The organism is Streptomyces sp. BPTC-684 (genome assembly GCF_030028635.1).
GTDB classification, from domain to species: domain Bacteria; phylum Actinomycetota; class Actinomycetes; order Streptomycetales; family Streptomycetaceae; genus Streptomyces; species Streptomyces noboritoensis.
Genome location: NZ_CP124863.1, coordinates 1207503 through 1219135 on the forward strand (window position 1 = coordinate 1207503; position 11633 = coordinate 1219135).

The window sequence follows — 11633 nt, forward strand, 5'->3', positions numbered from 1 at the left end:
CTTCACCGGTTGTGTGGGTCGGACCGCGCTCACGCCGTCCCGGCTGCTGCTAGGACGTCCGAGCTTTTCCGCATGCCGCGGTCCCACGTTCGATTATCGCTCGTGCGGGACCATGACAGAAACGGTGTGGTTGCGGCCCAGGGACTGATGGTGGCACCCCGGGGCCGTACAGGAAAAGCCGCCGGGTGCTGGTGCGACCCGGCGGCTTTCTTGAGGAAGAGCGCTCGGGTCAGCCCGATACGCGTACGGCGAGCGCGTCGCCGATCTCGTCGGTGGTACGGGCGGAGCCGTCCCGCGCGGCCAGGTCGGCCTGGACGGCGTCCTCGATCCGGGCCGCCTCGGCCTCGTAACCGAGGTGGCGCAGGAGCAGGGCGACGGAGAGGACCGTGGCGGTCGGGTCGGCCTTGCCCTGGCCCGCGATGTCCGGCGCGGAGCCGTGGACCGGCTCGAACATCGAGGGGAACGCGCCGGTCGGGTTGATGTTGCCGGACGCGGCCAGGCCGATGCCGCCGGTCACGGCCGCGGCGAGGTCGGTGAGGATGTCGCCGAAGAGGTTGTCGGTGACGATCACGTCGAACCGCTCGGGCTGGGTGACGAAGAAGATCGTCGCGGCGTCGACGTGCAGATAGTCGGTGGTGACGTCCGGGTACTCCTCGGCCACCGTGTCGAAGATGTTCTTCCACATGTGTCCGGCGAAGACGAGGACGTTGTTCTTGTGGACCAGCGTCAGCTTCTTGCGCGGCCGTGCCTGGGCGCGGGCGAACGCGTCGCGCACCACGCGCTCCACGCCGTACGCCGTGTTCACGCTGACCTCGGTGGCGACCTCGGCCGGGGTGCCGGTGCGCAGCGAACCGCCGTTGCCCGTGTACGGGCCTTCGGTGCCCTCGCGGACGACGACGAAGTCGATGTCGGGGCGGCCGGCCAGCGGGGTCGCGGTGTTCGGGAACAGCTTCGACGGACGCAGGTTGATGAAGTGGTCGAAGGCGAAGCGCAGCTTCAGCAGCAGACCGCGCTCCAGGACGCCGGACGGGACGCTCGGGTCGCCGATGGCGCCGAGCAGGATCGCGTCGTGGGTCTTCAGCGCTTCGAGCTCCGCGTCCGGCAGGGTCTCGCCGGTGCGGTGCCAGCGCCGGGCGCCGAGGTCGTACTCCTTGGTCTCCAGCTTCACGTCCGCTGGAAGGACGGCATTGAGGACCTTGAGGCCCTGGGCCACCACTTCCTGGCCGATGCCGTCACCGGGGATCACTGCGAGATCGATGCTGCGAGACATGGATGCACCGTACTCCGCGTCCCATGCATTGACATGTCGAGTCCATCATGCGGACAGGCGGTCGCTCGCCCGGCCGAGCTCAGGTTCGGGGCGGGCCATCCTCCTAGTCCCTCCGGGCGGCCGCTGAATGGCTGTCAGGGGTGATGTGCGGGGAGATTCCGGGGAGTTGCATGGGGAGCTGTACGCGCCCCGTTCACCCGGTGGTGAGATTCGCGTCGTCTGAGGAGAGGACGTTTCCGGCCATGGACATCCCTCGTTTCGGTATACCCGAGAAGCTCGCCGGCCGCATGAGCATGGCCGAGCAGCACGAGTACCTGCGTACGCGGCTGACGCGGCGCGGTGTGCTGCGCACTTCCGTGGCGACCGCCGCGATCGCCGGTGCCGGGGTGGGCACCGGACTCGCCACGTCGTCGCCCGCCCACGCCGCACCGACCGTGCTCACCTCGCGCGGCTCCGGCACCGAGGTGGACGGTTCGCTGGTGGCCCCGTTCGGGCGGCACCTCGCGTACGGCGCGGACGCCAAGACCCAGATGACGGTCTCCTGGCAGGTCCCCTTCGCGGTGCGGCGGCCGTACATCCGGATCGGGCTCAAGCCGTGGGCGCTCAGCCACCGGATCGGCGCCGAGGTCCGCCACCTCACCACGCCCGTCCTGAACGGCGGGAAGATCGCGGCGGCCGAGCAGTACTACGTGCACGCGGGCCTGGAGCGGCTGCGGCCCGGCACCACGTACTACTACGGCGTCGGCCACGACGGCTTCGACCCGGCCGACCCGCGCAACCTGGGCACCCTCGGCACCTTCACCACCGCGCCCGAGCGCGCCGGGTCGTTCACCTTCACCGCCTTCGGCGACCAGGGCGTCAGCTACCACGCGCTCGGCAACGACCAGCTGATCCTCGGTCAGAACCCGGCGTTCCACCTGCACGCGGGCGACATCTGCTACGCCGACCCGTCCGGCTCGGGCACCTCCGGCGACAGCTACGACGCGCGCACCTGGGACCAGTTCCTGGCCCAGACGGAGTCGGTCGCCAAGACCGTGCCGTGGATGGTGACCACCGGCAACCACGACATGGAGGCCTGGTACTCGCCCGACGGCTACGGCGGCCAGAACGCCCGCTGGTCGCTGCCGGACAACGGCCCGGACCCGGTGAACCTGCCCGGCGTGTACTCGTTCGTGCACGGCAACGTGGGCGTGGTCGCGCTGGACGCCAACGACGTCTCGTACGAGATCCCCGCCAACTACGGGATCAGCGGCGGCAAGCAGACCCAGTGGCTCGACAGGCGCCTGGCCGAGCTGCGCGCCGACCGGCACGTCGACTTCATCGTGGTCTTCTTCCACCACTGCGCCTTCTCGACCACCAACGCGCACGCCTCCGAGGGCGGGGTGCGCGAGGCCTGGGTGCCGCTCTTCGAGAAGCACCAGGTGGACCTGGTCATCAACGGCCACAACCACGTGTACGAGCGCACCGACGCGATCAAGGCGAACGCGGTCGGGCGCAAGGTCCCGATCGGCGAGCGCACCGACCCGACGCGGGACGGCATCGTGTACGTCACGGCCGGCGGCGCGGGCCGCTCGCTCTACGACTTCCCGGCCCCCGACAGCTACGAGGGCCACGTCAAGGACCAGGAGACCGTCGCGAGCTACCACTGGGTGAAGGGCCGCCAGAAGGCGACCGAGACCGTGGAGTGGTCCCGCGTCCGCTTCACCGGCTACTCGTTCCTGGCGGTGGAGGTCCAGGCGGGCCACCACCCCCGAATGACGGTGACGGCCCTGGCGGAATCGGGCGCGAGAATCGACCACTTCGAGATCAAGCGCGGGAAGTAGCAACTGGCGGCGGGCAGCAACCCCCGCGCCCCGGATCACCTAAGGGGCGCGGGGCTGTGACATTGTGCGGCTCCGCCGCGTGGGCGCGACCAGCCCAATACGGCCCGCACCCGAAGGCGGGTTTAGGGGCGCGGGGAACTGCGCGACCAGCCACAACGGCGCCGCACCCGAAACCGCGCCTAATGCCCGGTGGCACCACCATTGTCACGGCGGTCAAGCGCCCGCTGGAGGGCAGCGGCGGCATTCTTGCGGTCGGATTCGCTACGCGAGGCGTGACGGACACGGCGGACGGTCGTCGTCTCGGACATGAGGGATCGACTCCTTGAGATCACGGGGATATCGAGGCGCCGGAAGGGGCGGGGAGCGCTGCCGCAGGGGTTGCCTGCCAAGGGGCACCGCGCTCGCGACCGCCATTCGCTGGATCTAGCGAGACGTTCGGCTTCTACAAAGCTAAGGGAGGACTCCGCTTCTGTCTCCACAATTACTCGGACTTCCTACTATCTGAGACGGCGGCCTCACCACCGCTTCGGCGCCGCAGCGCCCGCAGCTCCCGGATGAGCGCGCGGACCGCGACCGTCCCGGCCAGCTCCGGCGTGGTCACATAGCCCACGGACCGCGTCGGCCGCTCCGCTCCGAGATCAGTGATCTCGACCGTGTGCGGTGCTCCGGTCAGCGACAGCTCCGGCATGATCGCCATACCGAAACCACTGCTCACCATCGAGAGCACCGCTCCGTCGTCCTCGGCCTGCACCGTGGCCGCCGGGATCCAGTCCTGCTCGGCCCACCACTCCCGGGTGTACGAGGAGCAGTTCTCCATCCAGTCGACCAGCGGCAGCGAGCGCGGCGCCGGATGCCCCGAGGGGTGGACCAGCGCGTACCCCTCCTCCAGGAGGACGTCCCCGACCAGCCCCGGCGGCACCGGCGAGCTGGTCCCGATCGTCGCGATGCCCAGGTCCGCGCGGCCCGCCGCCACCTCCCCCGCCGTCCCGGCCCCCAGCTCCCGCACCAGCCGGACCTGCGGGGTGATCCCGGGGTGCCGGGCGGCGAGCCGTTCCAGGGCGGGCGGCAGCAGATGCAGCGCGGCGCTGCGGAAGGCCGCGATCCGCAGCGGCCCCGCCACGGTGTCCTGAGCCGGGTCGGGCGCCGCGCCGCGCGCCTCGGCCGCCAGCGCGTCGAGCATCCGCAGCACCCGGCGGGCGTACGCGGCGGCCCGGGCACCGGCGGGCGTCGGAGTCGCGCCACTGCGGCCCCGCTCGAAGAGCACCGCGCCGATCTTCGCCTCGCTGGACCGCACCGAGTGCGACACCGCCGACTGGGTCATGCCGAGCGCCACGGCGGCCCCGGAGAAGCTGCGCTCCTGCTCGACGGCGGCGAGCACGCGCAGTTCACGCGGGGCGAGGTCGTTCGGCATCAGGGCTCCCACCTGGACGTATGAGGAGAATCGATGGATCGGGCGGTTCCATCGACGCAACCCCCTGCCCGGCCCGCGCATTCCTTCCTAGCGTCTCCCCCATGACGACGACCTCGCTCACCGTGCACCAGACCGCCCGCCCCCAGGGCCTGCCCTCCCCCGACGACTTCGCCTTCGTGCGGGGCCCCGTCCCCGAACCCGCCCCCGGCACCGCCCTCGTCCAGAACCTCTACCTCTCCGTGGACCCGTACCACCGCGAGGCGATGGACCTCGACCCGCTGAACGAGCCGCTGGAGGGCCGTGCGCTCGGCCGGGTCGTCGCCTCCCTCGACCCGGGCCTGCGCGAGGGCGACCTCGTCTTCCACCGGCAGGGCTGGCGCACCCACGCCCTGGTCACCCTGGGCGTGGACGGGACGCGCACGATCCAGTCGTACGAGGGCGTGCCGCTCTCCGCGCATCTGGGCATCCTCGGCGGCACCGGGCTCACCGCGTACGTGGCGCTCACCCGCACCCTGGAACTGCGGCCCGGCCAGGACCTGTTCGTCTCTGCGGCCGCGGGCGGCGTCGGCACGGCGGCGGGCCGGATCGCGCGGCTGCTCGGCGCGGGCCGGATCGTGGGCAGCGCGGGCTCGGCCGCGAAGGTGGACTTCCTGACGGAGGCGGTCGGCTACGACGCCGCCTTCGACTACCACGACGCCCCGGTGGGCGAGCAGCTGGCGAAGGCGGCCCCGGACGGCATCGACGCGTACGTCGACAACGTGGGCGGCGACCATCTGGAGGGCGCGATCTCGGCGCTGCGCGACCACGGGCGGATCGCCTGGGTGGGCGCGGTGGCCCAGTACAACGACCTCGCCGCACCGCCCGCCGCCCCTCGCAACCTCTACTCGGTGGTGGAGAAGAGCCTGCGCCTGGAGGGCGTCCTGGTGCGGAACCACCGTGACGTACAGGGCGAGTTGGAGGAGTTCCTGGTGCCGCACCTGCGGTCGGGGCGGGTGGTGTCGGACGAGACGGTGGTCGACGGGATCGAGCGGACGGTGGAGGGGTTCATCGGCATGCTGCGGGGCGGCAACACGGGGAAGATGCTGATCCGGGTGGCCGAGTAGCCGCGCCCGCCCTCCTATCGACACCGCAACCTAGTGAGGCACGGCATCTAGTTTGCATTCCTACCTAGCTAGTGCTGGAATACACGCATGGCCGCAGACCGCAGATCCAGTTGGCTCAAAGGCGTCCTCGACCTCCTCGTCCTCACCTGTCTCACCGGGGGCGAGAGCTACGGCTACGAGATCTCCAAGACCCTGGCCGCGGCCGGGCTCGGGGAGATCAAGGGCGGGACGCTCTACCCCGTCCTGAACCGGCTCGAAGAGGCCGGGCTCGCCGTCGGGGAGTTCCGCGCCGCCGAGCGCGGGCCGGGCCGCCGGTACTACCGGCTGACCGATGAGGGGCACCGGGCGCTCGCCGAACAGGGCGGGTCCTGGCTGGAGTTCCACACCGCCGTACAGACCATGCTGACCAGCGCGACACCAGGGGGACGACCGTCATGAGCGAGCAGAGCGACTACTTCCGGGCCCTCGCCGAGAAGCTGCGCGCCTCGGGGATGCCGCCGGGCGAGGTGGCGGCGAACGTCGCCGAGCTCACCGGCTATCTGGCGGAGTCCGGGTCCACCGACCCGTACGAGGAGTTCGGCGCGCCGGAGGACTTCGCGGCGCGGCTCACCGGCGGCCGGGCGGCCCAGGAGCCCGGCGCCGAGGCGGAGACCTGGAAGTGGACCGCCGACATCTACACCGACCGCAAGTACCTCAACCACTACGGCGACCAGGGCTGGGAGGTCGAGGGCCTGGACCGGCTCGGCCGGTTCGTCTGCCGCCGCGATCCGGCGGCGGCGATGCGGTGGGAGTACCGGCGCGAGAGCGCGAACAACGCGGCCGAGCGCGAGTCGGTGACGGCCGGGCTGGCTCCGGACGGCTGGGAGCCGTGCGGGCACTGGATCCTCTTCATGTACTTCAAGCGCCCCAAGGCGGCGAGCGCCGGGCCCGCGGCCGGGCTCGACGAGCTGGTGGCACCGCCCGCCAAGCAGCTCTTCCTCAGCGACGTCTACCGGGGAAAGCTCAAGCAGATGCTGGCCGCGGCGGTCGTCTCGGGCACGGCGACCGCCGCCGCGATCCACTACGGCGGCGACCCGGTGGCCTACCCGGCGCTGATCGGCGCGGCGGTCGCCGCCCCGGTGGCCATGGCCCTGGCCTGGCAGCGCGTCAAGCGGGAGGTCGCGCGGAGCGTCGAGGACGCGTAGCGCGTAGAAGACGCGTGGACCAGCGCGCCGCCAGGGGCTCGCGGCGCGCCCTCAACAGCCCTGATGTGGCCAACGAGCCTGCCGGGGCTACGCCATGCCCGTCACGGGGCCCCCGGGGAGCGGCGCATGGGAGGTTCACCTCCCGGCAGGGGGCAGGCCGAATGGGTGACGGGGAATTGTTACTTCCTCGATTCCGTTACTAAGCGGACAGGGCATGGAAAGGCTCGGGATGTTGACATCCCGCTAAGCACGGAGTCCGTTCCCATGCGTCGATACCGCACCATCTCCGCCGTGTTCGCAGCCCTCGCGCTCGCGGTCGCGGTGCCCACCTCAGCCCACGCCGCCACGGGCACCTTCACCTACGTCTCGCCGGAGTCGGGCGAGCTGGAGATGGACAACCCCACCAATGGAGAGTGCCGCCTACTGCTCCAGGGGGCGACCAAGGTGCTCAACGGCACGGACGGCACGGCCGTCCTCTTCTGTGACCGGGGCTGCGAGGAGCAGATCACCAGCATGGCACCCGGAGAGTCGCGTTCCTTCGGCGACCCTATTCCGCGCAGCGTGATGTTCAACTAAGCGGTCACCTCATTTATCGAGACCGGCGCGGCGTCGGTCAGCGGCTGATATCTGATACCTGACAGCCGCTATCCGTCAGCGGCTGACCGTCAGGTCCTGGAGGCCCACCACCCGCAGCAGTTCCAGACGCTGGTGGGCCTCCGTGCCCGGGCGGGCCGAGTGCACCACCAGGAACTGGCCCTCGCCGGAGCTCAGCAGCACCTCGCAGTCCAGCTCCAGGAGGCCGACCACGGGGTGGACGAACCGCTTCATCTTGGCGTGCCGCGTCTCCACCTCGTGCTGATCCCAGAACGCCGAGAACTCCTCGCTGACCGCGCGCAGTTCGGCCACCAGCGCCGCGGGTTCCGGGTCGTCCGGGCGGGCCGCCAGCACCGCCCGCAGCTGGGCGACGTGGCTGCGCGCGTGCTCGGCCTGGTCCTCGGGCGGGAAGAGGCCGCGCAGCGCGGGATCGGTGAAGTAGCCGCGGATGATGTTCCGGCCGGGCTCGGACTCGCCGACCAGGGCGGCCGCCATCGCGTTCTGGGCGAGCACCTCGCCCCAGTCGCTCATCACCTGCGCGGGCGCGTCGTGCAGCCGGTCGAGGATCAGCATCAGACCGGGGCGCACATGGACCGAGCCGTGCCGCTCGCGCGGGGGCTCCTCCCCGGCGAGGTGGAAGAGGTGATCGCGCCCGTCCCGGCTGAGCCGCAGCGCCCGCGCCAGCGCGGTCAGCATCTGCCGGGACGGGCGCGAGCCGCGGGCCTGCTCCAGCCGGGTGTAGTAGTCCGCCGACATCCCGGTGAGCTGGGCGACCTCTTCCCTGCGCAGCCCGGCCGTCCGCCGCCGGGGCCCGGCCGCGAGGCCGACGTCCGACGGTTCGAGACGGGCCCGGCAGTGCCGCAGGAAGTCCGCGAGTTCTTCTCTGTCCACGCCCTCAGCATGCCGGTGGCCACGGCAGGTATCCAGGGAGTCCCGCTCCCTGGATACGGACGTCCCTCCCGCCGCCGGCCACCTGGCGCCACGCTGGGGCCAGGCAACCGAGAGGAGCGGGCAATGCGGATTCTGGTGACGGGGGCGACGGGCGAGGTCGGCCGGCGGTTCGTGCCGAGGCTGGTCCAGCGGGCCGACGTGGTGCGGGTCCTGGTGCGCGACGAGGCGCGCGGTGCCGCCCTCGGCGCCCATGAGGTGGCGGTCGGCGACGTGCGGAACGAGGAGTCCGTGGCGAAGGCGCTGGCCGGGGTGGACGCGGTGGTGAACCTCGCGGTGGCGTACCGGAACGTGCCGGACGAGGAGAACCGCGCGGTCAACCGCGACGCGGCGCTCTCGCTGGGCCGGGCGGCGCTGGAGGCCGGGGTGAGCCGGTTCGTCCAGGTGTCGTCGAACCTGGCGTACGGCCTGGGGCGCGGGCGTCCGCTGACCGAGGACGACGCGCCGCTGCCCGGCGGCCCGCTGTGGGGGACGTACGCGGAGTCCAAGGCGGCCGCCGAGGAGGGCCTGTTCGCCCTGCACCGCGAGCACGGTCTGGACGTGCGCGTGGGCGCGCTCGCCTTCGTCTACGGCGAGGGCGACCCGCACCTGGCCTACTCGGTGCACTGGGCGGGGCAGTGGGCCGGGTACCAGCGGCTGCCGATGGTGCACCACGCGGACGTGGCGCAGGGCCTGATGCGGCTGCTGTACGCGCCGGGCGTGGCGGGCCGCAAGTACAACATCGCGGACGACTGCCCGGTGACGGCGGTCGAGCTGCACCAGCTCAACGGCGTGGAGGTGCCGCCGGAGCTGGCGCAGCGCACCGACCCGGACCCGTTCTACACGATCGTGTCGACCCTGCGGATCCGGGACGAGCTGGGCTTCCGCCCGCTGTACCCGTCGGTGTGGACGGCGCGGGACGCGGGCGTCCTGTAGGTCCGCAGTCCTATAACGGCGTTACAGTACGTCGCCGTCGCGCCAGTCGAAGACCAGCGGCTGCCCGGGGTCGGGCAGCCGCCCGCCCGCGGCCGGGCGGACGTAGGTGGTGCCCTCCTCCTCGGCGAGGCGCACCACCCCGTCCGGGCTCAGCACCTCGATCCGCCCGGGCCAGACCTGCCAGCCGCGCGCCCGGTAGAGCGCGGCGCCCTCGTCGGAGGCGGAGAGCGCGCCGAACTCGTACGCCTCGTCGATCACGTGCTCCAGGGCGGCCATCACCCGCCCGCCGAGCCCCTGTCGGCGCCGGTCCTCGCGCACGGCGACGGCCTCGACGTAGCCGACGCGGTGGGACCGGCCGCCGTGCAGCACCCGGCGCATGATCACGCTGCCGTGCGCGGCGAGCCCCTTCTCGTCGTCCAGGAACGAGTGGACCCCGCCGAGCCCGTGGTCCCAGTCCTCGTCGCTGAAGTCCCCGCCGAAGGCGGTGTCGAGCAGTTCGCGGATTCTCGGCAGGCCGTCCGGGCCGAGCTGCGAGGTGTGCGCGGTGTGCTGAGACTCAGTCATGCGCACACTGTGGCAGGCCGCTTCGCGTCCTTCCGCGCCGGGCGCGGCTGCTCCAGACTCGCTTTCATGTCACCGACGACAGAGCAGCAGTGGACCCCGACCCACGGCGAGCCCTACCGCCCGGTCCCCTACCGCCCCGCCCGGATGCCCGCCGCCGAGTCCCTGGCGCGGGCCGCGGCGCTGCGCGACACGATGGGGCAGCGCCGTACGGTACGGCAGTTCTCCCCCGACCCGGTCCCGGAGCAGGTGGTCCGGGACGCGGTCGCCTGCGCGGCGACCGCCCCCTCGGGCGCGCACCAGCAGCCCTGGACCTTCGTGCTCGTCCGCGATCCGGAGGTACGGCGGCGGATCCGGGAGGCGGCCGAGCACGAGGAGCGCGTCTCCTACGACGGCCGGCTCGGCGAGGAGTGGCTGGCGGCGCTGCGCCCGCTGGGCACGGACGCCGTGAAGAGCCATCTGACCGACGCCCCGGCCCTGATCGTGGTCTTCGAGCAGCGGTACTGGCTGGCCGAGGACGGCACCAAGCACAAGCACTACTACGTGGACGAGTCGGTGGGGATCGCGGTCGGGATGCTCCTGAGCGCCCTCCACCAGAGCGGTCTGGCCGCGCTGGTCCACACGCCGAGCCCGATGCGGTTCCTGCGCGAGGTGCTCGGCCGCCCGGTCAACGAGAAGGCGTTCGCGGTGATCCCGGTCGGCTATCCGGCCGAGGGCTGCGAGGTCCCCGATCTCGTACGGAAGTCGCTGGAGCAGGTGCTGGTGGAGCTCTGATCGGAACCCGGACCAGATTTCTAACCCCTCTAAGACTCTTGACCGGTTACACCGTTCCGTGGTTGGCTACTCGCACACCACGGCAACCGGTCAAGCAGTCTTGAGGGGTTAGATATGAGCGCGGAGCGGATCCACTACCGGACGGCGGTCGTCGGCGGCCAGGAGATCTTCTACCGGGAGGCGGGCTCGCCCGACGCCCCCGCCCTGCTGCTCCTGCACGGCTTCCCCACCAGCTCGCACATGTTCCGCGACCTGATCCCCCGGCTGGCCGCGCGCTACCGCGTGATCGCCCCGGACCACCTCGGCTTCGGCTACTCCTCGGCGCCGTCGGCCGAGGAGTACGCGTACACCTTCGCCAACCTGGCCGCCCTGACGCAGGAGTTCACCGAACAGCTCGGCCTCACCCGGTTCGCGCTCTACATCCAGGACTACGGCGCCCCCATCGGGCTGCGGCTCGCCCTCGCGCACCCCGAGCGGATCACGGCGATCGTCACGCAGAACGGCAACGCGTACACCGAGGGCCTGGGCGAGGCGTGGGAGGCGCCGCTCGCCCTGATCGCCGACCGCACGCCCGAGACGGAGGCGCCGGTGCGGGAGATCCGCTCCCTGGAGGGCATCAAGTGGCAGTACCTGCACGGCCTCCCGGACCCGTCCCTGGTCAGCCCGGACGCGTACCACTACGACGCCGCCCTGATGGCCCGCGACGGCCAGGACGCCATCCAGCTGGACCTGATGGCCGACTACGGCTCCAACTTCGAGCTCTACCCGGCCTTCCAGGAGTACTTCCGCACCAGCGGGGTGCCGCTCCTGGCGACCTGGGGCGCCCACGACGAGATCTTCGTCCCGGCCGGGGCGCTCGCCTTCCAGCGCGACCTGCCCGAGGCGGAGGTCCACCTCCTGCCCACCGGCCACTTCGCCCTGGAGACCCACGCGGCCCAGATCGCCTCGCTGATCGACGACTTCCTCGTACGGAACCTGTGAACCGGCACATGGAAACCGCCCCCGTCCTCGGTTGGGGGACCAAGGACGGGGGCGGGGTTCAGAGGTGAC

At 71.6% G+C, this 11633-nt stretch carries 12 protein-coding genes; 8 read left to right on the plus strand and 4 right to left on the minus strand.

All coding sequences use genetic code 11. The features are described from left to right. Positions 1-229: 229 nt before the first annotated feature. Positions 230-1270: a 3-isopropylmalate dehydrogenase gene (locus QIY60_RS05345; RefSeq protein WP_283141379.1), complete on the minus strand. Its 1041-nt coding sequence runs from the start codon at positions 1268-1270 to the stop codon at positions 230-232. Positions 1271-1512: 242 nt separating this feature from the next. Here QIY60_RS05345 and QIY60_RS05350 point away from each other — a divergent pair, with 242 nt between their 5' ends. Then, entirely contained in the window at positions 1513-3093 is a 1581-nt protein-coding gene (locus tag QIY60_RS05350; protein ID WP_283141380.1) for a metallophosphoesterase family protein, read from the plus strand. 481 nt (positions 3094-3574) lie between these two features. Here QIY60_RS05350 and QIY60_RS05355 read toward each other — a convergent pair whose 3' ends face one another. Next, positions 3575-4504, minus strand: coding sequence for a LysR family transcriptional regulator (locus QIY60_RS05355; protein WP_283141381.1), 930 nt, complete (start codon positions 4502-4504; stop codon positions 3575-3577). Positions 4505-4605: 101 nt separating this feature from the next. On the opposite strand from QIY60_RS05355, the gene QIY60_RS05360 reads away from it, so the two are divergent. The 4 genes from QIY60_RS05360 (at position 4606) to QIY60_RS05375 (ending at position 7367) form a co-directional block, all read left to right on the plus strand. Further along, the gene (locus QIY60_RS05360) at positions 4606-5607 is read left to right on the plus strand and encodes an NADP-dependent oxidoreductase (RefSeq protein WP_283141382.1); all 1002 of its coding nucleotides are present in this window, start codon (positions 4606-4608) and stop codon (positions 5605-5607) included. 87 nt (positions 5608-5694) lie between these two features. After that, a complete protein-coding gene (locus QIY60_RS05365; protein ID WP_283141383.1) occupies positions 5695-6045 on the plus strand; it encodes a PadR family transcriptional regulator in 351 nt (116 codons plus the stop codon). Beyond that, positions 6042-6791: a hypothetical protein gene (locus QIY60_RS05370; RefSeq protein WP_283141384.1), complete on the plus strand. Its 750-nt coding sequence runs from the start codon at positions 6042-6044 to the stop codon at positions 6789-6791. The genes QIY60_RS05365 and QIY60_RS05370 overlap by 4 nt, the downstream gene beginning before the upstream one ends. Before the next feature lie 291 nt (positions 6792-7082). Further along, complete coding sequence (locus tag QIY60_RS05375; protein WP_283141385.1) at positions 7083-7367, plus strand: hypothetical protein; 285 nt, start codon at positions 7083-7085, stop codon at positions 7365-7367. Positions 7368-7442: 75 nt separating this feature from the next. On the opposite strand, the gene QIY60_RS05380 is transcribed toward QIY60_RS05375, so the two are convergent. Next, the gene (locus QIY60_RS05380) at positions 7443-8276 is read right to left on the minus strand and encodes a helix-turn-helix transcriptional regulator (protein WP_283141386.1); all 834 of its coding nucleotides are present in this window, start codon (positions 8274-8276) and stop codon (positions 7443-7445) included. A gap of 123 nt (positions 8277-8399) precedes the next feature. Here QIY60_RS05380 and QIY60_RS05385 point away from each other — a divergent pair, with 123 nt between their 5' ends. After that, on the plus strand, positions 8400-9248 hold the full coding sequence (locus QIY60_RS05385; protein WP_283141387.1) for an NAD(P)-dependent oxidoreductase: 849 nt from the start codon (positions 8400-8402) through the stop codon (positions 9246-9248). A gap of 21 nt (positions 9249-9269) precedes the next feature. Here the strand turns inward: QIY60_RS05385 and QIY60_RS05390 are convergent, their stop codons facing one another. Then, positions 9270-9812: a GNAT family N-acetyltransferase gene (locus QIY60_RS05390; RefSeq protein WP_283141388.1), complete on the minus strand. Its 543-nt coding sequence runs from the start codon at positions 9810-9812 to the stop codon at positions 9270-9272. Between the two features lie 66 nt (positions 9813-9878). Here QIY60_RS05390 and QIY60_RS05395 point away from each other — a divergent pair, with 66 nt between their 5' ends. Together QIY60_RS05395 and QIY60_RS05400 are read left to right on the plus strand one after the other, a co-directional pair. Then, the gene (locus QIY60_RS05395) at positions 9879-10583 is read left to right on the plus strand and encodes a nitroreductase family protein (RefSeq protein WP_283141389.1); all 705 of its coding nucleotides are present in this window, start codon (positions 9879-9881) and stop codon (positions 10581-10583) included. A gap of 114 nt (positions 10584-10697) precedes the next feature. Then, positions 10698-11564, plus strand: coding sequence for an alpha/beta hydrolase (locus tag QIY60_RS05400; protein ID WP_283141390.1), 867 nt, complete (start codon positions 10698-10700; stop codon positions 11562-11564). The last annotated feature ends 69 nt before the right edge of the window (positions 11565-11633 follow it).

Bases quoted from the DNA above. Each gene is read 5' to 3' on its own strand.
- QIY60_RS05345 (WP_283141379.1), bottom strand. From the start codon at position 1,270: ATGTCTCGCAGCATCGATCTCGCAGTGATCCCCGGTGACGGCATCGGC.
- QIY60_RS05350 (WP_283141380.1), top strand. From the start codon at position 1,513: ATGGACATCCCTCGTTTCGGTATACCCGAGAAGCTCGCCGGCCGCATG.
- QIY60_RS05355 (WP_283141381.1), bottom strand. From the start codon at position 4,504: ATGCCGAACGACCTCGCCCCGCGTGAACTGCGCGTGCTCGCCGCCGTC.
- QIY60_RS05360 (WP_283141382.1), top strand. From the start codon at position 4,606: ATGACGACGACCTCGCTCACCGTGCACCAGACCGCCCGCCCCCAGGGC.
- QIY60_RS05365 (WP_283141383.1), top strand. From the start codon at position 5,695: ATGGCCGCAGACCGCAGATCCAGTTGGCTCAAAGGCGTCCTCGACCTC.
- QIY60_RS05370 (WP_283141384.1), top strand. From the start codon at position 6,042: ATGAGCGAGCAGAGCGACTACTTCCGGGCCCTCGCCGAGAAGCTGCGC.
- QIY60_RS05385 (WP_283141387.1), top strand. From the start codon at position 8,400: ATGCGGATTCTGGTGACGGGGGCGACGGGCGAGGTCGGCCGGCGGTTC.
- QIY60_RS05390 (WP_283141388.1), bottom strand. From the start codon at position 9,812: ATGACTGAGTCTCAGCACACCGCGCACACCTCGCAGCTCGGCCCGGAC.
- QIY60_RS05395 (WP_283141389.1), top strand. From the start codon at position 9,879: ATGTCACCGACGACAGAGCAGCAGTGGACCCCGACCCACGGCGAGCCC.
- QIY60_RS05400 (WP_283141390.1), top strand. From the start codon at position 10,698: ATGAGCGCGGAGCGGATCCACTACCGGACGGCGGTCGTCGGCGGCCAG.